Source organism: Pseudomonas sp. SDO524_S393, assembly GCF_054071875.1.
In genome coordinates this window covers 1-22,157 of sequence record NZ_JBSVVZ010000077.1, presented here as the reverse complement: position 1 = coordinate 22,157, position 22,157 = coordinate 1, and the positions used below count along the sequence as shown (strand labels likewise).

Annotated in this window: 16 protein-coding genes and 1 tRNA gene; 3 read left to right on the top strand and 14 right to left on the bottom strand. The window is 61.7% G+C overall.

Features of this window, described 5'->3' with window-relative positions; translation table 11 throughout:
• Positions 1 to 71: 71 nt before the first annotated feature.
• From ACW9IB_RS25330 to rnr, 14 genes are all read right to left on the bottom strand, one after another.
• Complete coding sequence (locus ACW9IB_RS25330) at positions 72 to 962, bottom strand: transglutaminase family protein (RefSeq protein ID WP_457367239.1); 891 nt, start codon at positions 960 to 962, stop codon at positions 72 to 74.
• Positions 962 to 3,448, bottom strand: coding sequence for a circularly permuted type 2 ATP-grasp protein (locus tag ACW9IB_RS25325; protein ID WP_457415932.1), 2,487 nt, complete (start codon positions 3,446 to 3,448; stop codon positions 962 to 964). The genes ACW9IB_RS25330 and ACW9IB_RS25325 overlap by 1 nt, the downstream gene beginning before the upstream one ends.
• Before the next feature lie 151 nt (positions 3,449 to 3,599).
• The gene (locus ACW9IB_RS25320; protein ID WP_457415931.1) at positions 3,600 to 6,890 is read right to left on the bottom strand and encodes a transglutaminase family protein; all 3,291 of its coding nucleotides are present in this window, start codon (positions 6,888 to 6,890) and stop codon (positions 3,600 to 3,602) included.
• 188 nt (positions 6,891 to 7,078) lie between these two features.
• Complete coding sequence (locus ACW9IB_RS25315; RefSeq protein ID WP_457415930.1) at positions 7,079 to 7,528, bottom strand: hypothetical protein; 450 nt, start codon at positions 7,526 to 7,528, stop codon at positions 7,079 to 7,081.
• A 191-nt stretch (positions 7,529 to 7,719) separates the two neighbouring features.
• Positions 7,720 to 8,169 (bottom strand): hypothetical protein, encoded by a 450-nt coding sequence (locus ACW9IB_RS25310; RefSeq protein ID WP_457415929.1) that lies wholly within the window; start codon positions 8,167 to 8,169, stop codon positions 7,720 to 7,722.
• Positions 8,162 to 9,085 carry an NAD synthetase gene (locus ACW9IB_RS25305; protein ID WP_457415928.1) on the bottom strand — a complete coding sequence of 308 codons (924 nt, stop codon included), beginning with the start codon at positions 9,083 to 9,085 and terminating at the stop codon, positions 8,162 to 8,164. The genes ACW9IB_RS25310 and ACW9IB_RS25305 overlap by 8 nt, the downstream gene beginning before the upstream one ends.
• A 212-nt stretch (positions 9,086 to 9,297) precedes the next feature.
• Positions 9,298 to 11,601 (bottom strand): YgiQ family radical SAM protein, encoded by a 2,304-nt coding sequence (locus tag ACW9IB_RS25300; RefSeq protein WP_457415927.1) that lies wholly within the window; start codon positions 11,599 to 11,601, stop codon positions 9,298 to 9,300.
• 191 nt (positions 11,602 to 11,792) lie between these two features.
• Entirely contained in the window at positions 11,793 to 13,190 is a 1,398-nt protein-coding gene (dnaB, locus tag ACW9IB_RS25295; RefSeq protein ID WP_457367232.1) for a replicative DNA helicase, read from the bottom strand.
• A gap of 110 nt (positions 13,191 to 13,300) precedes the next feature.
• The gene (gene rplI / locus ACW9IB_RS25290) at positions 13,301 to 13,747 is read right to left on the bottom strand and encodes a 50S ribosomal protein L9 (protein ID WP_027617542.1); all 447 of its coding nucleotides are present in this window, start codon (positions 13,745 to 13,747) and stop codon (positions 13,301 to 13,303) included.
• Between the two features lie 18 nt (positions 13,748 to 13,765).
• Positions 13,766 to 14,659 (bottom strand): hypothetical protein, encoded by an 894-nt coding sequence (locus ACW9IB_RS25285; RefSeq protein WP_457367230.1) that lies wholly within the window; start codon positions 14,657 to 14,659, stop codon positions 13,766 to 13,768.
• Positions 14,660 to 14,695: 36 nt separating this feature from the next.
• Positions 14,696 to 14,926 carry a 30S ribosomal protein S18 gene (rpsR, locus tag ACW9IB_RS25280; protein ID WP_002551829.1) on the bottom strand — a complete coding sequence of 77 codons (231 nt, stop codon included), beginning with the start codon at positions 14,924 to 14,926 and terminating at the stop codon, positions 14,696 to 14,698.
• Positions 14,927 to 14,954: 28 nt separating this feature from the next.
• The gene (rpsF, locus tag ACW9IB_RS25275) at positions 14,955 to 15,380 is read right to left on the bottom strand and encodes a 30S ribosomal protein S6 (RefSeq protein WP_457341655.1); all 426 of its coding nucleotides are present in this window, start codon (positions 15,378 to 15,380) and stop codon (positions 14,955 to 14,957) included.
• Between the two features lie 308 nt (positions 15,381 to 15,688).
• Positions 15,689 to 16,447, bottom strand: a complete 759-nt coding sequence (rlmB, locus tag ACW9IB_RS25270) for a 23S rRNA (guanosine(2251)-2'-O)-methyltransferase RlmB (protein ID WP_457415926.1) — start codon at positions 16,445 to 16,447, stop codon at positions 15,689 to 15,691.
• Positions 16,444 to 19,050 (bottom strand): ribonuclease R, encoded by a 2,607-nt coding sequence (rnr, locus tag ACW9IB_RS25265; RefSeq protein ID WP_457415925.1) that lies wholly within the window; start codon positions 19,048 to 19,050, stop codon positions 16,444 to 16,446. Before rnr ends, rlmB begins: the two co-directional genes overlap by 4 nt.
• A gap of 224 nt (positions 19,051 to 19,274) precedes the next feature.
• On the opposite strand from rnr, the gene ACW9IB_RS25260 reads away from it, so the two are divergent.
• From ACW9IB_RS25260 to ACW9IB_RS25250, 3 genes are all read left to right on the top strand, one after another.
• A tRNA-Leu gene (locus ACW9IB_RS25260) sits at positions 19,275 to 19,361 on the top strand.
• Positions 19,362 to 19,507: 146 nt separating this feature from the next.
• Positions 19,508 to 20,533 (top strand): extracellular solute-binding protein, encoded by a 1,026-nt coding sequence (locus tag ACW9IB_RS25255; RefSeq protein ID WP_457415924.1) that lies wholly within the window; start codon positions 19,508 to 19,510, stop codon positions 20,531 to 20,533.
• Positions 20,533 to 22,128 (top strand): ABC transporter permease, encoded by a 1,596-nt coding sequence (locus tag ACW9IB_RS25250; RefSeq protein WP_457415923.1) that lies wholly within the window; start codon positions 20,533 to 20,535, stop codon positions 22,126 to 22,128. The genes ACW9IB_RS25255 and ACW9IB_RS25250 overlap by 1 nt, the downstream gene beginning before the upstream one ends.
• Positions 22,129 to 22,157: the final 29 nt, after the last annotated feature.

Sequence of the window (22,157 nt, the reverse complement as noted above, 5' to 3'; positions counted from 1 at the left end):
GATGCAGGCAACTCGATGTATCAGTCAGATCGAGTCGCTGCCATCGCAGGCAAGCCAGCTCCCACACAAACCTACTCTAAAGGCATCACCGTCACCCGCACCTCCGGGTCATGGCTCCCTCCTCCCAGAATCACACCACGCAACGGCGACACATCGGAGAAGTCCCGGCCCCAGGCCAGGGTGATGTGCTCCAGTGCCGGCTGCACATTGTTGGTCGGATCGAAATCCACCCAGCCCGACACCGGGCAATACACCGAGACCCAGGCGTGGGAGGCATCGGCGCCGATCAACCGTGGCTGGCCCGGTGGTGGCTGGGTCAGCAGGTAGCCACTGACGTAACGCGCTGCCAGGCCCCGAGAGCGCAGGCAGGCGAGCATCAAGTGGGCGAAGTCCTGGCACACGCCACGACGACGTTCCAACACCTCCACCAGGGGCGTGGCGACCTGAGTGGCTTCCGCATCGAAGGTGAATTCGCTGAAGATCTTTTGCATCAAGGCCCGTACGCCCACCAGCAGCGGCTCGCCCGGCGGGAAGCAGCTTTCGGAGAACGCCACGAACGATTTTTTCAGGTGCACGTAGGGCGATTCGAAACGATAGCGACACGCCTCGATCAAGTCCGGCGACAGGGCCTGGCTGCTGTAGGTCAGGCTGTCGCGGGTCTGCTCCCAGGCGGGCGACTGCAGGAAATCCAGCGCAGGCCGCGCCAGCACTTCCACGGTGAGCCCGGCGTTCACCAGCAACTCATCGTGGGGCCGCTCGAACGCCAGGCGCGTGATGGGGTTGCCGAACACGTCCAGCTCATCCCGGCGCGCCGTCGGTTCCGGGCTGATATCCAGGCGCTGCGCCGAGCACCGCTGCCAGGCACAGGGGCGAGGCCATAAATGCGCCAGTTGCTGGGCCAGGGACACCGGGCTGTCGTAGTGGTAATGGGTATCGTGGAAAATCTGGTAGCGCGCACTCATCACACCGACACCGTTTGCTGGCTGACATCATCCACATGGGCGAAATGGCGCAACGCCAGGCGATCCGACACCTGTCCGCTTTCATCGGCCACCGCTTGCAACAGTTCGGCCAGCCCATCCAGGGCGGCTCGCACGCTGGGCTCACCAAACAACGGGTTCTCCAGACAGCCGAGGTCAAAGCGTGCCAGGCGCTCCACCAACGGACCGAGGCCGGTCTCCCGGGGCACCCCGAAATCATCGTTGAGACGCCGCAACGTGCGGCTCACCAATTTAAGCTGGAACATCACCGCGTGGGGGTTCTGTTCGTCCAGCAACAACAGGTCGAGCACCGGGATCAGTTGCGGCACCGCCAGGTAGCGCGAGCGATAAGTGATGCTGCTGTTGCCCAGCTCCAGCAACCACTCCAGCCCTGCCTGATCGAACACCGCCACACCACGCAGGAACGCCGCGAGGCTGCTGCTGAGAAATTGCAGGCGCTCGATGCGTCGGCCCATCATCAGGAAGCGCCAGCCTTCGTCGCGGGTCATGTCATCGAGGGCAAACCCGGACAGTGCCGCCAGCGACATGACCAGGCGGTTGAGGAAGTCCAGCAGCTCGCCAAAATCCGGACTGTCGCGCTCCAGCTCAAGCGCCTCGCGTTGCAGCTCGACCAACGCCTGCCAGTTCTCCCGGGACAACTTGCCGCGTACCTGGGATGCCGCCCACTGCAAGCGCTGCAAGTTGGCGCGCAGGCTCGACGGCCAATCGTCACCGAGCAACGCGGCTTGCAAACGCTCGGGCAACTCGCCGTCCTCCGGCAACAGGCGCAGGCTTTCGCCCAGCTCGACCGCCGCCTGCAACGCCAGTGGATCGTCGCCGTCCACGTACCGCGCCAGCACGATACGCAGCCAGCGCGCGCTGTCATCGCAGCGCTCGCAGTAGCGGCCGAACCAGAACAGGTTCTCCACGACCCGCGAGGGCAGATAGGGGTCCCGGCGCACCAGATCGTGGGCGCCAATCGCACGTTGCGCGCGCCAGTGTTCGGCGCCGGAGGCACGCTCACCGAGCACCCAGGTGTCCTTGCTGGCGCCCCCCCGTTGCATCGACACCACCTCGGCATCCGCCTCGGCAGCCACACGGGTCAGGCCGCCGGGCAGCACGCGGTAGCCGTCCTCACTGGCCACGGCATACACGCGCATGCCGATGGCGCGATGTTGCAGGTGGTCGTCGACGGTGTGCCACACCGGCGCCTGGGACAGCTGCGCCAGCTCCTGGGCGACATAGGCATAAGGCCGCGCACGCATGCGATCGGCCAGGGCCTGGCGCTGCTGGTCATTCAAGTCACGACCAAACACCGGGGCAAAGCTTTGCGACGGAAAGGCCGGCTTGATCAACAGCTCCGGCAGTTTTTCCAGCGCTTCGGCCAGCACCGGCGCTTCGCCGCACCACCAGGTGGCGATGGACGGCAGGATCAGTTCTTCACCAAACAGAAACTGGTTGATCTTCGGCAAAAAGCCGAGCAATCCTGGAGACTCCAGCACGCCACTGCCCAAGGCATTGGCCACCAGCACATTGCCCTGGCGCACCGCATCGAGCAGACCGGGCACGCCCAGGGCCGAGTCGGTGCGCAGTTCCAGCGGGTCGCAGAAGTCATCGTCCAGCCGCCGCATGATCGCGTGCACCCGGCGCAGCCCGCTGAGGGTTTTGAGGAATACCGTGCTGTCCCGCACCGTAAGGTCGCCCCCTTCCACCAGGGGGTAACCGAGTTGGCGGGCGAGGTAGAGGTGCTCGAAATAGCTTTCGTTGAAACGCCCGGGGGTGAGCAGCACGATCAGCGGCGGCTGGTCATCGCCAGGGGCCTGGCGGGCCAGGGTTTCCTGGAGCGTGCGGAAGAAACCGGTGAGGTGCTGTACTTGCAAGTCGCGGTAAAGATCCGGGAAAGCGCGCGACACGATGGTGCGGTTTTCCAACGCATAGCCTGCGCCCGACGGCGCCTGGGTACGGTCGGCGGTGACCCACCAGCGGCCATCCGGCGTGCGGGCCAGGTCCACGGCATACAGGTGCAGGAACGCACCGTCCGGCGGCTGGATGCCCTGGCACGGCCACAGGAAGTTGTTATGACCAAACACCAGTTCCGCCGGCAGCAGGCCTTCCTTGATCAGGCGCTGCGGCCCGTACAGGTCGGCCAGCACCGCGTTGAGCAGACGCGCGCGCTGGGCGATACCGGCGGCCAGGTGTTGCCACTCATCGGCGGCCAGCACGTGGGGCAGCAGGTCCAGCTCCCAGGGGCGGTCGGCGCCTTTGGGGTCGGCGTAGACGTTGTAGGTCACACCGTTTTCCTGGATCTGCCGGGTCAACAATGCCTGGCGCTGCGCCAGCTGCGCGGGTGTGCTGCGTTGCAGGTGATCAAGCAGACGCCGCCAATGGGCACGCACCGCGCCGCTGTCGTCCAGCAGTTCGTGGTAAGTGCCCGCGGTCAGCGGGTAACGGTCGAGCAAGTCGGACATGGAACGCTCGGCAGAGGCAAGGGGGCTCAGTTTAATTCAAAGTCACTGCAATCTAATGTGGGAGCAACTGTCCTGATGACCGATCGTTCCCACGCTCTGCATGGGAACAATCAAATCGCAGGCAAGCCAGCTCCCACATTCTGGATTGCGTTTAGTCATTTTTATTGGGGAAACGCCGCAGGTCCAGGGTCATGGGCAACTCGTCGTTGACGACCACGCTCGGCACGGGAAGCTTGCCTGGGCTATGCCCCAAGCGGAAAAACCGCGCCATGCGCCGGCTCTCGGCTTCATTGGCATTCACCGGCAGGCTGTCGTAATTGCGCCCGCCCGGATGGGCGACATGGTATTGGCAGCCTCCCAGGGAACGTTGCATCCAGGTATCGAGCACATCAAACACCAACGGCGCATGCACCGGAATCGTCGGTTGCAGGCAGTTGGCCGGTTGCCAGGCGCGATAGCGCACGCCGGCGACGAATTCACCCACTCGCCCGGTGGCGTGCAGCGGCAGCGGAATGCCGTTGCAGGTCAGCACGTAGCGCTGCGGTGGTACGCCGCTGAGCTTCACCTGCAAGCGCTCCAGCGACGAGTCCACATAACGCACCGTGCCGCCCGCCGCCCCTTCTTCGCCCAGCACGTGCCAAGGCTCCAGGGCCTGGCGCAGTTCCAGCTCGATACCGCTGACGGCGTAGTCGCCGACCTTGGGAAAACGAAACTCCAGGTGCGCAGCGAACCACTCGGCGCGCAGTGGGTAGCCGGCAGCGTTCAGCTCGACGATCACGTCGGCGAAGTCCTGCTCGATAAAGTGCGGCAACAGGAAGCGGTCATGCAGTTCGGTGCCCCAGCGTGCCAGTTTCGGCGGTGCGTAGGGCTCGCGCCAGAACCGTGCAACCAGTGCCCGCAGCAGCAATTGCTGGGTGAGGCTCATGCGCGCATGGGGCGGCATCTCAAAGGCGCGCAGTTCCAGCAGACCGAGGCGGCCCGTGGCGCCATCCGGGGAGTAGAGCTTGTCGATGCAGAATTCGGCGCGATGGGTGTTACCGGTCACGTCGATCAGCAGGTTGCGCAGCAGCCGGTCCACCAACCACGGTGGGCACTCCTCGCCGGGCGCGGGCATTTGCGCGAAGGCGATTTCCAGCTCGTACAGCGCGTCGTTGCGCGCTTCATCCACCCGTGGGGCCTGGGAGGTCGGGCCGATAAACAAACCGGAAAACAGATAGGACAGCGACGGGTGGTTGTGCCAGTAGCTGATCAGGCTGCGCAGCAGGTCGGGGCGACGCAGGAAGGGTGAGTCCTTGGGTGTCGCGCCGCCCAGCACGAAGTGGTTGCCGCCGCCGGTGCCGGTGTGGCGCCCGTCGATCATGAACTTTTCCGTGGTGAGCCGGGTTTGCCGTGCCTCTTCATAGAGGAATTCGGTGCGTTCCACCAACTCATCCCAGGTCGCGGAGGGCTGCACATTCACTTCGATCACACCAGGGTCCGGCGTGACCCGGAAATTGCTAAGGCGCGTATCCGCCGGTGGTTCATAACCTTCAAGCAACACCGGGCAATGCAGCTCCTCAGCGGTGGCTTCGATGACGGCGACCAGTTCCAGATAATCTTCGACCCGTTCCAGCGGCGGCATGAACAGGTACAACCGCCCCTGCCGTGCCTCGGCGCACAGCGCGGTGCGGGTCAACCAGTCGGCGGACTGATCGACCTGGGGCACGCGCTCATCGCTGGGTGCGGGTTCGCCCGGATTGTTCAGCTCGGCGGTGCCCGGCAACGCCGGCTGATCCTGGTTCGGGTCGGTGGGGTGCACGAACGGATACTCCGCCGCCGTCACCCAGGGTTGCGAGGCCAGCGGCAGACGATAGCCCAGCGGCGAATCCCCCGGCACCAGGCGACAGTGGTTGTCGCGCAGGTACCAGCGCCCGCTCTGCCAACGGTCGTTGGCTGCCGTGCGCGCCAGCGGCAGCACCTGACCGATGACTTTATCCAGGCCTTGGCTGAACACCTTGCGCAGGCGCTCACGCTCCAGCTCGTCACTCAATCGCGGGTCCTGGGCGCTGACATTCTGCGGCAGCGCGCCTTCGCGCCACAGGTAGTAGAAATTGTCTTCATAGGCCGGGAACACGAAGCGCGCCGGCAGTTTGAGGCGCTCAGCGACACTGGCGAGGAAACGCCCGGCGAGCACACCGTCGGCGCCGTAATCCTGTTGCTCGTCGGCAATCAAGGCGCTGTTGTGCCAGATCGGCACGCCATCTCGGCGCCAATAGCAATTGAGCGACCAACGCGGCAGTTGCTCGCCGGGGTACCACTTGCCCTGGCCGAAATGCACCAGGCCTTGGGGGGCATAATGTTTGCGCAGGCGCTGGAACAGCTCGGCGGACAATCGACGCTTGTCCGGCCCCAGGGCGGCGGTGTTCCACTCGGCGCCGTCAGGGTCGTCAATGGACACGAAGGTCGGCTCGCCGCCCATGGTCAGGCGCACGTCATGTTCAAGCAGGTCGCCGTCGATCTGTCGCCCCAGGGCCTGGATCGCCCGCCATTGCTCTTCGGTGTAGGGCTTGGTGACCCGAGGGGCCTCCCAAATGCGCTCCACTGACATTTCGTGGGTAAATTCGCACTCGCAGGGCTCCACCAGCCCACTGATCGGCGCGGCAGACGACGGATCAGGACTACAAGCCAAAGGGATATGCCCTTCCCCGGCGAACAGGCCCGAGGTGGCGTCCAGGCCGATCCAGCCAGCGCCGGGCAAGTACACTTCGCACCAGGCATGCAGATCGGTGAAGTCCACTTCGGTACCGGACGGACCGTCGAGGGCTTTCACATCAGCCGTCAGTTGGATCAGGTAGCCGGACACAAACCGCGCGGCCAGCCCCAGGTTGCGCAGCAGTTGCACCAGCAGCCAGGCCGAATCACGGCAGGAGCCAGAAGCATTTTCCAGGGTGAATTCCGGGGTTTGCACGCCGGGCTCCAGGCGGATCAGGTAGCCGATGTCAGCGGCCAGGCGCTGGTTGAGGCCCACCAGAAAATCCACCGCCGGCAAGGGTGTGCGGTCGATACCCGCCAGGTAGGCGGCGAACCTGGGCGTCAGCGGCAAGGTTTCCAGGTACGGCGCCAGCTCGCGCTGCTCGTCGGCGGCGTAGCTGAAGGGGATTTTCTCGGCGTAAGGTTCGAGGAAAAAATCGAACGGGTTGAACACCGCCAGCTCGGCGACCAGGTCGACTTCGATACGCAGCTCATCGGTCTTTTCCGGGAACACCAGACGCGCCAGGTAATTACCCTGGGGGTCTTGCTGCCAATTGATGAAATGCTGCTCGGGCTGCACGTTCAGCGCATAAGACAGTATCCGCGTACGGCTATGGGCCGCCGGGCGCAAGCGCACAATCTGCGGGCCAAGCTCGACGGCACGGTCATAGCGGTAATGCGTAACGTGGTGCAACGCGACATGAATCGACACGGCGGCCTCCTGCGAGCCAGGGCATGAAAACAAAGCGCGCAAGACTTATGCCAGAGCGGCGGCCAGTGCGCTTTATCGTGAGACCCGGTGCAGTACAGCACCAAAACAGCGCCGACGCGGGTGCCATGGTGCGAGTGACGCACATATTTGTGGCGCTGGTGTGAAACGGGGGTGGGGAATCTACCCAGTCAGCGGGCTTTGTGTCGGGCAATCATCGCTTGGCGCAGTTGGCGGATTTCCAGCAATTTTTGGCGCATCTTCCGTTGAGCCTTGCTGTTCAGCGTCAACAGTCCGAACAACGGGAATAACAGCGCCAACCCAAAGAGAACCTTTTGAGGCTGGTATTGAACCATTGGAAATACAAACAGCAGACAACCGACGTAGACACCGACCATCACCCACACCCAGGAGGGTCGGCCGCGCAAAATCATGAAGTTGCTATGAACCGTCAACAAAATGAGCAGCGCCCCGGCAGACATGATCTTGAGCCCCACTTGCGCAATCTGCGCATCACGAAAATAGGTGACGAACGCCAGCGCCACAGCCAACGCCAAAGAAAAATATGCAGCGAATACGCCGACAATAAATGTCAGAAAGTAGTGCCGAAAGAAGTCGCGCAGCGTCATCAATTCGCTCATTCCTCATACATTCCTACTGGCCGACCCGGCCCCATCGCGGGCAAGCCCGGCTCCCACAGTTTAATTGTGTGAATCCGATCAACTGTGGGAGCTGGCTTGCCTGCGATGACGATTCAATGGGCGCCACCTTAACAAACAGGCTCACCCTCGAATACGGCACGGGGCTGGTGCTTTGGCACAAGCCGGTAAAACTAACGCTTTTTATCCGCAGCTATAACGGCCTGGCGCAGTTGGCGGATCTCCAGCAGTTTTTTGCGCATTTCCCGATGGCGCTTGCTGTTGAGCAGCAATAACCCCAGCAGCGGGCACAGCAGGCTCAATCCATAGGACAGCGGATGCGGACCAAAGGCGAACGTGGGCAGTACCGCAAGCACACAGAGTACGAGCAGCGCCACCAGTGGCCATACCCACTGCGGCCGCCCGCGCGCGATCATGAAATTGCACTGTACGATCCCCCACGTCAGTGCGAGGCCACCCAGGAAGGAATACTTGAGGTTATCGTCCATCGGCAAGCGTGGGAAATAACTGTCGAAAATCAACGGTACCGCAAACACAAGGCTGAACACCGCCGCGAAAATCGCCCCCATGAAGACCGGAAAGTACTGCGCCAAAAAACTGCGAATGCCCGGTAGCTCATTCATCGCTCATTTCCTCGTACAGCCCCACAGCGATGGTGCGCACATTCCCTGAAATTGTGCTGCCGGTAAAACCGATGGCTGCGCCCAATGCATCCTGTATCTGAGTCACCGTTGCATGCTTGACCTTCGCCGGCGTGAAACGCTTGGTTGCCTCGCCGGACAGTTGCTTCAACTTGAGCATTTTGGCGCTCATGCGCGGATCCTGGATGCTGAGCAGCTCTTTCGTAAGCTTGGCGCGCTCTTGCCGCGTTAATCCCCGCAACACGTCTCGCACGCTTTTGCCGGTGGTCGCCTGGTTTAACCGCACCAGTTTTATCGTGGTCAACGTCGATGCACCGACACCTATCAACGACGTCGCATCCAGCGCGATCATTGTGTACTGGTACCACTCTGAGCTATCAAGCTTGTCATTTTTGGACGGGTCACTGATCTCGTTGCTGACGCGATAGCCACTGGCAAAACACTGGAGCGTGCTCGCCGTGGCAGCCGTATAACCGATGGCCGTAATCACACTGCTGGCGCCCGCCGTGAACGGCACAGCGACGGTGCCGCTGAGCACGACGATCCAACCGATGACCGCGCCCGCGCAGGATAGAGAGGTATTGATCGCCTCCCCCACCAGACGCGATTCGCGGGGGTTGTCCTGGACCTGTTGTGCAAACTGCGTCGGCGCAATGTACTTCTGCGCCTCGCGCAAGATGATGCGCTTGGGCTTGATGCTGCAAATCGGCTTGAACTCACGCAGCGTTACGACGTTGAAATCAGCATCGATATACACCACGCCCGCGCCGACGATGCCCGGGTCGGCGTCGATGGCGGCGAACAGCCGCGGCAGGTTGATCCGGCTTTCGATGCGCTGGCGCGCCATGAACTGGGAGCGGTTGGAGTCCATGCCGATGGAGGCCAGGGGGTTGCCCATGAATGTTCTTCCTTGATGATGATGTTGGCCGCACTGGCCTCATCGCGGGCAAGCCCGGCTCCCACAGTTTAACCGTGTGAATCCGATCAACTGTGGGAGCTGGCTTGCCTGCGATGACGATTCAATGGGCGCCACCTTAACAAACAGGCTCACCATCGAATAGAAAGCAAAACGCCAGCACGAGGCTGGCGCTTTGCATGTTCAGGCAGCGATCAACGCGGCACCACCGGCTTGCGCGCCGGCTTCTTGCCTTTGCCCTTGGCCGCGTCCGCACGCTCCTTGGCAGCCTGCTTGTTGCGTGCCTGAGCGGCGGCCTTGGCCTGTTCGCGCTTGTCCCACGGGTTGCTGCCGTCGCTGCCACGGGGTGGCAGACCGGTGTGCTGGGTGAGGATTTTGGTAGTGGTTTCCTTGGCCACCTTGTGGCTGCCAGCCGGTGTCGAGTTCTTGCGACGGGCACTCTGGTAGCTGTCGGTGTTCGGCTGGTGCAAGGGAATCAGTTGATCCTTGCCCGGCCCGATCAGGTCGCCACGGCCCATGCGCAGCAGGGCCTCACGCAACATCGGCCAACCTTTCGGGTCGTGGTAGCGCAGGAAGGCCTTGTGCAAACGGCGCTGCTCCTCGCTCTTGACGATGGTCACCGCGTCGCTCTTGTAAGTGACCTTGCGCAGCGGGTTCTTGCCCGAGTGGTACATCGCCGTGGCGCTGGCCATCGGCGACGGATAGAACGCCTGCACCTGGTCGGCACGGAAGCCGTTGCCCTTGAGCCACAGCGCCAGGTTCATCATGTCTTCGTCGGTGGTGCCCGGGTGGGCGGCGATGAAGTACGGGATCAGGTACTGCTCCTTGCCCGCCTCTTTCGAGAACTTCTCGAACATGCGCTTGAAGCGGTCATAGGTGCCGATGCCCGGCTTCATCATCTGGTTGAGCGGACCTTCCTCGGTGTGCTCCGGGGCGATCTTGAGGTAGCCACCCACGTGGTGGGTCACCAGCTCTTTAACGTATTCCGGCGACTCGACGGCCAGGTCGTAACGCAGGCCGGAGGCAATCAGGATCTTCTTCACGCCCGGCAACGCACGGGCGCTGCGGTACAGCTGGATCAACGACGAGTGATCGGTGTTCAGGTTCGGGCAGATACCGGGGAACACGCACGACGGCTTGCGGCACGCGGATTCGATTTCCGGGCTCTTGCACGCGATGCGGTACATGTTCGCGGTAGGGCCGCCGAGGTCGGAGATCACCCCGGTAAAACCCGGGACCTTGTCGCGAATTTCTTCAATCTCGCGAATGATCGACTCTTCGGAACGGTTCTGGATGATGCGGCCTTCGTGCTCGGTGATCGAGCAGAAGGTGCAGCCGCCGAAGCAGCCACGCATGATGTTCACCGAGAAACGGATCATGTCGTAGGCCGGGATTTTTTCCTTGCCGTACGCCGGGTGTGGGATACGTGCGTAAGGCATGCCGAACACGTAGTCCATTTCTTCGGTGGTCATCGGAATGGGCGGCGGGTTGAACCACACGTCCACTTCACCGTGCTTCTGCACCAGCGCACGGGCGTTGCCCGGGTTGGTCTCCAGGTGCAGCACACGGTTGGCGTGAGCATAGAGCACCGCGTCGTTGCGCACTTTTTCCACGGACGGCAGGCGGATCACGGTCTTGTCGCGGGTCATCTTGGGGCTGGCCAGGATCTGCACGACCTTGGCTTCTTCCGGATCGTCCTGCGGCCCCTTTTCCTGCTCGATGGCGCAAGCCTGGGTGTCCTGGGTATTCACGTACGGGTTGATGATCTTGTCGATCTTGCCCGGGCGGTCGATGCGGGTGGAGTCCACTTCGTACCAGCCCTGCGGGGTGTCACGGCGAATGAACGCGGTGCCGCGCACGTCAGTGATGTCTTCGATCTTGTGGCCCCAGGACAGACGCTGGGCCACTTCGACAATGGCGCGTTCGGCGTTGCCGTACAGCAGGATGTCGGCGGCGGCGTCGATCAGGATCGAATTGCGCACCCGGTCCTGCCAGTAATCGTAATGGGCGATGCGGCGCAGGGAGGCTTCGATGCCACCGAGCACGATCGGCACATGGTTGTAGGCTTCCTTGCAACGCTGGCTGTACACCAGGCTGGCGCGGTGCGGGCGCTTGCCGGCCATGCCGCCAGGGGTATAGGCGTCGTCGGAACGGATTTTCTTGTCGGCGGTGTAGCGGTTGATCATCGAGTCCATGTTGCCGGCCGCGACGCCGAAGAACAGGTTCGGCTCGCCGAGCTTCATGAAGTCGTCCTTGGACTGCCAGTTCGGCTGCGCAATGATCCCGACACGGAAGCCCTGGGACTCCAGCAGACGGCCGATGATGGCCATGCCAAAGGACGGATGGTCGACGTAGGCGTCACCGGTCACGATGATGATGTCGCACGAATCCCAGCCAAGCTGATCCATCTCCTCCCTGCTCATCGGCAGGAATGGCGCCGGACCGAAACATTCGGCCCAGTACTTGGGATAGTCAAATAACGGCTTGGCTGTTTGCATGACGGTGACCGGTGTTGAGATGGAAAATCGCGGGCGCGGAATATAGCACAAATTTTGACCAATTCCGACGACGACAGTCGGAATTGTGGTGCGCCCATCGCGGGCAAGCCCGCTCCCACATTCGAAGGTATTTGCAATCCAAGTGTGGGAGCGGGCTTGCCCGCGATGAGGCCCTTACAGGCGCAGGAGCATTACTCGTCGTCGTCGAAGTTGTAGCTGCCCGGCGCGAGGTTTTCGAAGCGCGTGTACTTACCGATGAACGCCAGGCGGATAAAGCCGATGGGGCCGTTCCGCTGCTTGCCGATGATGATTTCGGCGATGCCCTTGTGTTCCGTCTCGGGGTGATACACCTCGTCGCGGTACACGAACATGATCACGTCGGCGTCCTGCTCGATCGCTCCCGATTCCCGCAAGTCGGAGTTCACCGGGCGCTTGTTCGGGCGTTGCTCCAGGGAGCGGTTGAGCTGGGACAGGGCCACCACGGGGCAATTGAACTCTTTGGCCAGCGCCTTGAGGGACCGGGAAATCTCGGAAATTTCGTTGGTCCGGTTGTCACCGCTGGAACCCGGGATCTGCATGAGCTGCAGGTAGTCGATCATGATCAGGCCGATATCACCGTGCTCACGCACCAGGCGCCGCGTACGTGCGCGCATTTCCGACGGGCTGATACCGGCGGTATCGTCGATGAACAGCTTGCGGTCGTTAAGCAGGTTGACCGCCGACGTCAGGCGTGGCCAGTCGTCATCCTCCAACTGACCGGAACGCACCTTGGTCTGATCAATGCGCCCCAGGGACGAGAGCATACGCATGATCAGCGATTCGCCTGGCATCTCGAGGGAGTACACCAGCACCGCCTTTTCACTGCGCAACACGGCGTTTTCCACCAGGTTCATCGCAAAGGTGGTTTTACCCATCGAAGGACGACCGGCAACGATGATCAAGTCGGCAGGCTGCAGGCCGCTGGTCTTTTCGTCGAGGTCGGTGTAACCGGTGGACAGGCCGGTGATCGCATCGGCGGTATTGAACAGCGTGTCGATACGGTCGATGGCCTTGGTCAGCAGGTCGTTGACGCCCACCGGGCCGCCGGTCTTGGGCCGTGCTTCGGCAATCTGGAAGATCTGGCGCTCGGCCTCATCGAGGATCTCTTCGGCGGTGCGTCCTTCGGGGTTGAAGGCCGCGTCGGCGATGTCGTTGCTGATGCCGATCAACTGGCGCAGGGTGGCGCGCTGGCGAACGATCTGGGCGTAGGCCTTGATGTTCGCGACGGATGGCGTGTTTTTCGCCAGCTCACCCAGATAACCCAGGCCGCCGACCTGGGAGGTCTGGCCTTCCTTGTCGAGCTGTTCGGCCAGGGTCACGACGTCGATCGGGGAGTTCTGATCGGCCAGCTTGGCGATGGCACGGAAGATCAGGCGGTGGTCATGGCGATAGAAATCACCGTCCGAGACTTGATCCAGCACACGTTCCCAGGCGTTGTTGTCCAGCATCAAGCCACCGAGCACGGCCTGTTCGGCCTCGATGGAATGCGGCGGCACCTTCAGGGCAGCGGTTTGCAGATCGTATTGCTCGGGAGCTGAAATATCGTTCATGGCCACTTGGAATTCGGGGTTTGTAGAAAAACAAAGGGCACGACCTGTAAACAGGATCGTGCCCGATGTTAACCGCCTGGCACGCGAGGTGCCAGTCAGTTAGGTGCGGCTTAAGCTGCTACCACGACAACGCGTACGGTGGCTTCAACTTCGGCGTGCAGGTGCACGGCCACGTCGAATTCACCCACGTTGCGGATGGTGCCGTTCGGCAGACGAACTTCGCTTTTTGCAACTTCAACGCCGGAGGCGGTCAGTGCATCAGCGATGTCGTGGGTGCCGATCGAACCGAACAGCTTGCCTTCGTCGCCAGCGGTGGCAGTGATGGTCACTTCCAGCTCGGCCAGTTGGGCAGCGCGGCTTTCAGCCGAAGCTTTCTTGTCTGCTGCAGCTTTTTCCAGCTCAGCGCGACGCTCTTCAAACGCAGCCAGGTTGGCAGCGGTGGCAGCGGTGGCTTTGCCGTATGGCAGCAGGTAGTTACGACCGTAACCGGCCTTAACGTTCACTTTGTCGCCCAGGTTGCCCAGGTTGGCGACTTTTTCCAGAAGGATCAGTTGCATGTGAAAATCCTCTAACTTTTAACCTTCACCGTTCGCGTTATCGGCGTCTTTCGGCGCCAGACGACCGCGAAAATCAATCAGGCCGTCGACAATGGCCAGAACCACGAGTAACGGATAGATCAGCTGCATGAACAGCAACAGCGTCACGTACAACCCCACCAGCCAGAACCTGGCCAGGCGCTTCTGCGCGACCAGCCCGTGAATCAGGGCCAGCCCGGCAAACACCAGCGGTACGCTGCAAAACAGCAACAGCAGGGCAGCCTGGGGACCGAGATTCGGTCCGACCACCATGCAGGCCAGCAGCAACATCGCCACGCCCGCGGGGATTCTGATACTGCGAAACTCGCGACCAAAACCGCCCGGGTTATACAACAGCGCCTGCCAATAACGCCCCAGTATCAGGCTCAGCACGCTGACGATCTGCAGCACCACTGCCATAAGGCCGATCAGGGCCGGTGCGATCAGTGCCGCGAGGCGCGCTCGCTCATCTACCGACAATTGCTGGTAGAGATCCCCGAGAGCCAGCGGCAGGACCTTGACGATCTCTTGCGCCAGCGCCTCGATCTGCGGGTGGAAAGCCGCGCCGAGCAACACTGAAAAAACCAGACCCACTGCCACGCTGACCAGCAGCGTGCGGACCCAGGACTCACTTGCGCGCAAAACCAACGCAAGGCTCGATGACCCCAACAGCACCATAAGCACCTTGGGTTCACCCAGTTGCAGCCACCAGATCAAGGCAGCCAGCAACCCCAGGGCCAGGACACCCACGGCGTCCTGCAAACCGCGCCGCAGGAGCACAAGGCATCCAGCGGCAGCACCCAACCAATACAGCAACGGCAATGCCACACATCCAGCCACTACCAGAGTGGCCTGCATACGACCGCGCATGATGAACTCAGCTAAGGCGCGCATGCATTCAATCCCTTACTACTTGTCGACTGCCCGGTCTCAGCGGCCGTGGCTGTCGGTGTAGGCCAGCAGGGCCAGGAAGCGGGCGCGCTTGATAGCGGTGGCCAGCTGACGCTGATAACGAGCTTTGGTACCGGTGATGCGGCTTGGAACGATTTTGCCGGTCTCGGATACGTAGGCTTTCAGAGTGTTGAGATCTTTGTAGTCGATCTCTTTCACGTCTTCAGCGGTGAAGCGGCAGAATTTACGACGACGGAAGAAACGTGCCATTTGATAGGCTCCTTAAAAGGTCCGTGGATTACTCGTCAGCGTTATCGCTGTTGTCGCTGTCATCGCTGTCGTCGCCATCGGCGCTTTCAGCATGCTCAGGACGGTCGCGACGCTCACGGCGCTCACTGCGGTTTTCTTCAGCCTTGAGCATCTCGGACTGGCCGGTAACGGCTTCGTCGCGACGGATGACCAGGTTACGGATCACTGCATCGTTGTAGCGGAAGTTGTCTTCCAGCTCGGCCAGGGCCTTGCCGGTGCACTCAACGTTCAGCATCACGTAGTGAGCCTTGTGAACATTGTTGATTGCGTAGGCCAGTTGACGACGGCCCCAGTCTTCCAGACGGTGGATTTTGCCGCCGTCTTCTTCGATCAGCTTGGTGTAACGCTCAACCATGCCGCCGACTTGCTCGCTTTGATCCGGGTGGACCAAAAAGATGATTTCGTAATGACGCATGAATGCTCCTTACGGGTTGTAGCCTGCCGCTTGAAAACGGTCAGACAAGGAGTGAATGACACTTATGGACCTTGCTGCGGGGGAGGCACCTGCGTGCCGGCCTCCAAGGCAAGGGGCGCAATTGTAGAGAAGGGGGAGAAAGGGTGCAAGGCAATTGGTGATTATTTGAACAGCACGGCAGCCACATAGACGCAAAACAACTGTGGGAGCTGGCTTGCCTGCGATGGCGGCGGCACTGGCAGCGTCTCTGCTGACTGACACACCATCATCGCGGGCAAGCCCGGCTCCCACAGGGTACTGCGTTACGATCAACCTTTCTTCACAGCCTTCTTGGCACCGCGCTGACGCTGGGCTTCGAACAGGCACACACCCGTCGCGACCGACACGTTGAGGCTGCTGACACTGCCGGCCATCGGCAGGTGCACCAGGTAATCGCAGTGCTCACGGGTCAGGCGGCGCATGCCTTTGCCTTCGGCACCCATGATGAGGATGGTCGGGCCGGTGAGGTCCTGGTCATAAATGCTGACCTCCGCCTCTCCTGCCGTCCCCACGACCCACAGGCCGCGCTGCTGAAGTTTTTCCAGGGTGCGCGCCAGGTTGGTCACAGCCACCAGCGGAATCACTTCCGCGGCGCCGCAGGCGACTTTACGCACTACAGGCGTCAAGGTCGCCGACTTGTCCTTGGGCACGATCACCGCCAGTGCACCGGCGGCATCCGCCGAGCGCAGGCAAGCGCCCAGGTTATGCGGGTCGGTCACGCCGTCCAGTACCAGCAACAAGGGCGAACCTTCGGTGCGATCCAGCAGCTCGTCGAGCATCGCCTCGCCCCAGACCTGGCTCGGGCTGACATCCGCCACCACACCTTGATGCACGCCTTCAACCCAGGCATCCATCTCGCGACGCTCAGCCTGGCCGATGGCTACGCGGTTTTCGTTGGCCAACTCGACCAGCGCCTGTACACGCGGCTCACTGCGCCCTTCTGCCAGCCACACCTGCTTGACGCGCTTGGGGTGGTGACGCAGCAATGCTTCCACGGCATGCACGCCGTAGATTTTTTCCAGACTCATGACTTGGCCTTAGGTTTACGTGCCCCGCCGCTTTTTGCAGGGGATGGGCCTTTACGGTGCTTGGACGGTTTTTTCTCGCCGGCCTGGGACTTGCCGCTGGCGGCCGGCTTGCCACCGGCCCGGGCCTCACTGAGCAGCTTCTGCTTCAACTCGCGGCTTTTGCGCACCTCGGCGTTATTGGCCGCCGCGTCGCTCGAGCGATAGGCATCGGAAGCCTTTTCCTTGGTGGAACGGCGTGGCGGCTTGGCCGGTGCAGGCTCAGTTGCCGCCTTGGCCGGGGTCGACTTACCCTTCGGCGCCTCGGTAGGGGTCGGCGCACCCCGCTTTTTGCGGCCAACCGACGCTTCGACGGTCTTTTCAGACATGCCGAAGTCGATCTTGCGCTCATCGAGGTCGACGCGCATGACCTGCACTTCCACCGTGTCGCCCAAGCGGAAGCTGCGGCCAGTGCGCTCGCCCGCCAGGCGGTGATGCACAGGATCGAAATGGTAGTAATCGCCCGGCAAGGCGGTGACGTGCACCAGGCCCTCGACGTAAATGTCGGTCAGTTCGACGAACAGGCCAAAGCCGGTCACGGCGGTGATCACCCCTGGGAACGACTCGCCCACGCGGTCCTTCATGAACTCGCACTTGAGCCAGTTCACCACGTCGCGAGTGGCTTCGTCGGCACGGCGCTCGCTCATGGAGCACTGCTCGCCCAACTGTTCCAGGGCGGCTTCGTCGTAAGGATAGATCCGCGCCTTGGGAATGGTCATCGCACCGGCACGCTTGACGTGCGGGGTGTTCTGCCTGGAATGGATCACGCTGCGGATGGCACGGTGCGTGAGCAAGTCCGGATAGCGACGAATCGGCGAGGTGAAGTGGGTGTACGCCTCGTAGTTCAGGCCGAAGTGGCCCTCGTTTTCAGCGCTGTACACCGCCTGGCTCAGGGAACGCAGCATGACCGTCTGGATCACGTGGTAATCCGGGCGATCCTTGATGCTGGCCAGCAATGCCTGGTAATCCTTCGGCGTCGGGCCTTCCTTGCCTTTGTGCAGGGACAGACCCAACTCGCCCAGGAAGGCGCGCAGCTTCTCCAGACGCTCTGGCGGCGGGCCGTCATGAACGCGATACAGCGCTGGGATTTCATGCTTCTGCAGGAATTCGGCAGTGGCCACGTTGGCCGCCAGCATGCATTCCTCGATCAGCTTGTGCGCATCATTGCGGGTGGTCGGCGTGATCGCGGCGATCTTGCGCTCGGAACCGAAGACAATCCGCGTTTCCTGGGTTTCGAAGTCGATCGCGCCACGGACATGACGGGCACCCAGCAACACTTTGTACAGCGCATAAAGTTGCTTGAGGTGTGGCACCACGTCGCCGTACTCGCCGCGCAGCGCCTTGGCTTCGCTGGTTTTCGGGTGTTCCAGAAGGGTACTGACCTTGTTGTAGGTCAACCGCGCCTGGGAGTGGATCACCGCTTCGTAGAACTGGTAGTCGGTCATCTCGCCGGTTTTCGAGATGGTCATCTCGCACACCATCGCCAGACGGTCGACTTTCGGGTTCAGGGAGCACAGGCCGTTGGACAACTCCTCCGGCAACATCGGGATCACACGCTCGGGGAAATACACCGAGTTGCCACGTACCTGGGCTTCGGCGTCCAGCGCCGAACCGATCTTCACATAGCTGGAAACGTCGGCAATCGCTACGTAAAGCTTCCAGCCGCCGGAGAACAGGCGCAGCTTGCCGGGCTTGGCTTCGCAGTAGACGGCGTCGTCGAAGTCGCGGGCGTCTTCGCCGTCGATGGTGACGAACGGCAGATGGCGCAGATCGATGCGCTTCTCTTTGTCCTTTTCCTCGACGTGGGGCTTGAGCTTGCGCGCTTCCTTCACGACGGCTTCCGGCCACACGTGCGGGATGTCGTAGGTACGCAGCGCGACATCGATTTCCATGCCCGGCGCCATATAGTTGCCGACCACTTCGATCACATCGCCCTGAGGCTGGAAGCGCGGCGTTGGCCAGTGGGTGATTTTCACCTCGACGAACTGGCCGATCTTCGCGTTGCCGTTGCGACCCGGGGTGATCAGCACTTCCTGCTGCACCTTGGGGTTGTCCGGCACCACAAAACCGATGCCGCCCTCTTCGAAGTAACGGCCCACGATGGTTTCGTGACCACGGGAGACCACTTCGACGATCACGCCTTCACGCCGACCGCGACGGTCCAGGCCGGAAACACGCGCCAGGGCGCGGTCGCCATCGAACACCAGGCGCATTTGCGCCGGGCTCATGAACAGGTCGTCACTGCCATCATCGGGAATCAGGAAACCGAAACCGTCACGGTGCCCGGCGATGCGCCCCAGGATCAGGTCGAGCTTGTCCACCGGCGCATAGGTACCACGACGGGTGTAGATCAGTTGAGCGTCGCGCTCCATGGCGCGCAAACGGCGACGCAGGGCTTCGAGTTGGTCTTCGGTGCTCAGGCCGAATTCTTCAACCAGCTGCTCGCGGCTAGCAGGCGAACCCCGATCGGCGAGATGCGCCAGAATCAGTTCGCGGCTAGGAATGGGGTTTTCATATTTTTCCGCTTCACGAGCGGCCTCGGGATCGAGGGACTGCCAATCGGCCATTAGAGAGTTTTCACCTTGTCTATATGCGGGTTAGTTTGGCATACGCGTATTGAAACGGGAAATTTCAGGCAGCAACAAACGATTAAAAGCCCTCCACAGCCGCCAAAACGCACCTTGCGCGACCACTGGCGCTTTTTTCCAGGCTTTTTTGAAAACGGGGGTTTACAGCTCAAAAACCTCTCCGTATAGTGCGCGCCATCGACGACGGCAACGTTGACGATGATGCCCAGGTGGTGAAATTGGTAGACACGCCAGCTTCAGGTGCTGGTGACCTTACGGTCGTGGAAGTTCGAGTCTTCTCCTGGGCACCAAATTCAGATCAAACCCGCGAAAGCGGGTTTTTTCGTTTCTGGGGTTTGAAAACATCCCCGCACCTCTCCCCCCCTCGTCCGCACCTGAGAAGCTTTATCGTTTATCCTTGCAAAGATTTGTTGCACTCAAGTGAGGAACACCCCGGATGATGATCCGCGATACCCGTCTCAAGACATCCCTTCTGCGTGGCCTGACCATCACTCTGCTGGGCCTGACCCTGCTCTCGCCCGCCGCCCAATGCGCCGACAAGATTTCCCTGACCCTGTACAACGGCCAGCATAAGGAAGTCGGCGACGAACTCGCCAAGGCCTTCGAAGCCAAGACCGGCATCCATGTCAACGTGCGCAAAGGCAGCAGCAACCAATTGGCAAGCCAGGTCGTCGAAGAGGGTGAGCGCTCACCTGCCGATGTGATCTACACCGAAGAATCGCCGCCACTGAACAAACTCGGCGAGCAAGGCCTGCTTGCCAGGATCGACGCCAGCACCCTCGACGTACTCCCCAAGGATTACGTCGGCAGCAACGGCGACTGGATGGGCGTCACCGCACGCACCCGCGTCGTGGCGTTCAACCCCAAGCTGATCGCGGAAAAGGACCTGCCCAAGTCAGTACTGGATTTCGCTGGCCCCGAGTGGCAAGGCAAAGTGGGCTTCGTGCCCACCAGCGGCGCCTTCCAGGAACAGGCCGTGGCAATCATCAAGCTGCACGGTCGCGAAGCCGCCGAAGAATGGCTCACCGGCCTGCGCGCATTTGGCAAGGTCTACAGCAACAATATGGTCGCCCTCAAAGCCGTGGAGAATGGCGAAGTCGCTACCGTACTGGTGAACAACTACTACTGGTTTGCCCTGAAAAAGGAAAAAACCAACCTGGACTCGCAACTGCACTATTTCACTGATGGCGACGTGGGCGGCTTGATTACCGTGTCTTCCGCTGCCGCACTGAAATCCAGCAAACACCCGAAAGAAGCCCAGCAGTTGCTGGCGTTCATGGCCAGCGAAGAAGGCCAGCGCGTGATCACCAACACCTCGGCTGAATACCCATTGCGCAAGGGCATGGAATCCAGCCGCGGCCTCAAACCCTTCAGCGAGCTGCAACCGCCGAAAGTCACCCCCGCCGACCTGGGCAATGCGGAAGAAGCTCTGGACCTGGAACGTGACGTTGGCCTGAACTGATGACCCCATCGTTCTCGACTTTGCGTAGCGGCTTCAGCCAACCACGCAGGCGGCCCTCGCCCTGGCTGGTGCTCCCCGCGCTGCTGTTGGTGGGCCTGAGCCTGTTGCCGTTGCTGTATGTGGGACTCAAGGCCTGGCAAGCCGGCTGGGCAGAAGCAGTGCGTCTGTTGTGGCGGCCTTATGTGTTCGGGTTGCTACGCAATACCCTGGCGCTGATGGTCGGGGTGACGATTGTCTGCGGCGTGATCGGCCTGAGCCTGGCCTGGCTGCTGGAACGCAGCAACCTGCCGGGGCGGCGCATCTGGGGCGTGATTCTGTGCCTGCCGTTTGCGGTGCCGGCGTTCGTCAGCAGCTTTACCTGGGTCTCGCTCAGCGCACACTTCGAGGGCCTGGGCGGGGCGATCCTGGTGATGAGCCTGTCCAAATACCCGCTGGTGTTTCTGCCGGTAGCGGCGACGTTGCGCAACCTGGACCCGTCCCTGGAGGAGTCGGCGCGCACCCTGGGACAGAACCGCCGGGGCGTGTTTTTTCGCGTCACGCTGCCGCTGCTCTGGCCTTCGCTACTGGCCGGAGCACTGTTGATCGCACTGCATATGCTGGTGGAATTCGGCGCGCTGTCGATCATCGGCCTGCAAACCTTCACCACCGCGATCTACCAGCAATTCGAGCTGGAATTCAGCAACGCCAATGCCGCGATGCTGTCGGCGGTACTGCTGGTGATGTGCCTGACTCTGCTGTGGCTGGAGTTGCGCGCACGCGGCAAGGGCCGCCACGTGCGCACCGGTCAGGGCGCAGCGCGGCATGCCGAACCCGTTCGACTGGGCAGATGGGCACCGTTGGGCCAGGCGTATTGCCTGGCGCTGGCGATCGTCGGCAGCGGCATTCCGCTGGGCATGCTCGGCTATTGGCTGGCCGTTGGCTCGTCGGCGGCGTTTCCGGTGGCCGAGATTGGTGAGGCGCTGCTGTCTTCCCTGGCGCTCTCACTGGGCGGAGCCGCCCTGTGCCTGGTACTGGCCGTGCCGGTGGGGCTCCTGGTGGTGCGCTACAAAGGCCGACTGGCAATCTGGGCGGAACGCCTGCCCTATCTGCTGCACGCCCTGCCGGGCCTGGTGATCGCACTGACGCTGGTGTACTTCGCCCTGCATTACGTGCCGGCGCTCTACCAGACATCGGCGCTGCTGCTGATCGCTTATGCGCTGTTGTTTCTGCCGTTGGCCCAGGCACCAATCCGCACAGCCCTGAACAAAGCCGCACCGCAATTGGAAGAGGCGGCACGCACGCTGGGCGCGTCGTCGTTCAGTGCGTTTTGCCGGGTGACGCTGCCGATTATCTTCCCGGCATTGGGGGCTGCGTTTGCGCTGGTTTTTCTGGATGCGATGAAGGAATTGACGGCGACCCTGCTGCTCAGTCCGACCGGACTGAACACTTTGGCAACGGCGGTGTGGGCGCACACCTCGAATGTGGAATTCGCGGCGGCGGCGCCTTATGCGGCGCTGCTGATTCTGGTGTCGGGGTTACCGGTTTATCTGCTTACAACCCGGATGTATCTGAGCCGCGGAAATAGCCATCGCAGGCAAGCCAGCTCCCACATTTGACTGTGTTCACAAATCAAAATGTGGGAGCT

Bases quoted from the DNA above. Each gene is read 5' to 3' on its own strand.
- ACW9IB_RS25330 (WP_457367239.1), bottom strand. From the start codon at position 962: ATGAGTGCGCGCTACCAGATTTTCCACGATACCCATTACCACTACGAC.
- ACW9IB_RS25325 (WP_457415932.1), bottom strand. From the start codon at position 3,448: ATGTCCGACTTGCTCGACCGTTACCCGCTGACCGCGGGCACTTACCAC.
- ACW9IB_RS25315 (WP_457415930.1), bottom strand. From the start codon at position 7,528: ATGAGCGAATTGATGACGCTGCGCGACTTCTTTCGGCACTACTTTCTG.
- ACW9IB_RS25310 (WP_457415929.1), bottom strand. From the start codon at position 8,169: ATGAATGAGCTACCGGGCATTCGCAGTTTTTTGGCGCAGTACTTTCCG.
- ACW9IB_RS25305 (WP_457415928.1), bottom strand. From the start codon at position 9,085: ATGGGCAACCCCCTGGCCTCCATCGGCATGGACTCCAACCGCTCCCAG.
- ACW9IB_RS25300 (WP_457415927.1), bottom strand. From the start codon at position 11,601: ATGCAAACAGCCAAGCCGTTATTTGACTATCCCAAGTACTGGGCCGAA.
- dnaB (WP_457367232.1), bottom strand. From the start codon at position 13,190: ATGAACGATATTTCAGCTCCCGAGCAATACGATCTGCAAACCGCTGCC.
- rplI (WP_027617542.1), bottom strand. From the start codon at position 13,747: ATGCAACTGATCCTTCTGGAAAAAGTCGCCAACCTGGGCAACCTGGGC.
- ACW9IB_RS25285 (WP_457367230.1), bottom strand. From the start codon at position 14,659: ATGCGCGCCTTAGCTGAGTTCATCATGCGCGGTCGTATGCAGGCCACT.
- rpsR (WP_002551829.1), bottom strand. From the start codon at position 14,926: ATGGCACGTTTCTTCCGTCGTCGTAAATTCTGCCGCTTCACCGCTGAA.
- rpsF (WP_457341655.1), bottom strand. From the start codon at position 15,380: ATGCGTCATTACGAAATCATCTTTTTGGTCCACCCGGATCAAAGCGAG.
- rlmB (WP_457415926.1), bottom strand. From the start codon at position 16,447: ATGAGTCTGGAAAAAATCTACGGCGTGCATGCCGTGGAAGCATTGCTG.
- rnr (WP_457415925.1), bottom strand. From the start codon at position 19,050: ATGGCCGATTGGCAGTCCCTCGATCCCGAGGCCGCTCGTGAAGCGGAA.
- ACW9IB_RS25255 (WP_457415924.1), top strand. From the start codon at position 19,508: ATGATGATCCGCGATACCCGTCTCAAGACATCCCTTCTGCGTGGCCTG.
- ACW9IB_RS25250 (WP_457415923.1), top strand. From the start codon at position 20,533: ATGACCCCATCGTTCTCGACTTTGCGTAGCGGCTTCAGCCAACCACGC.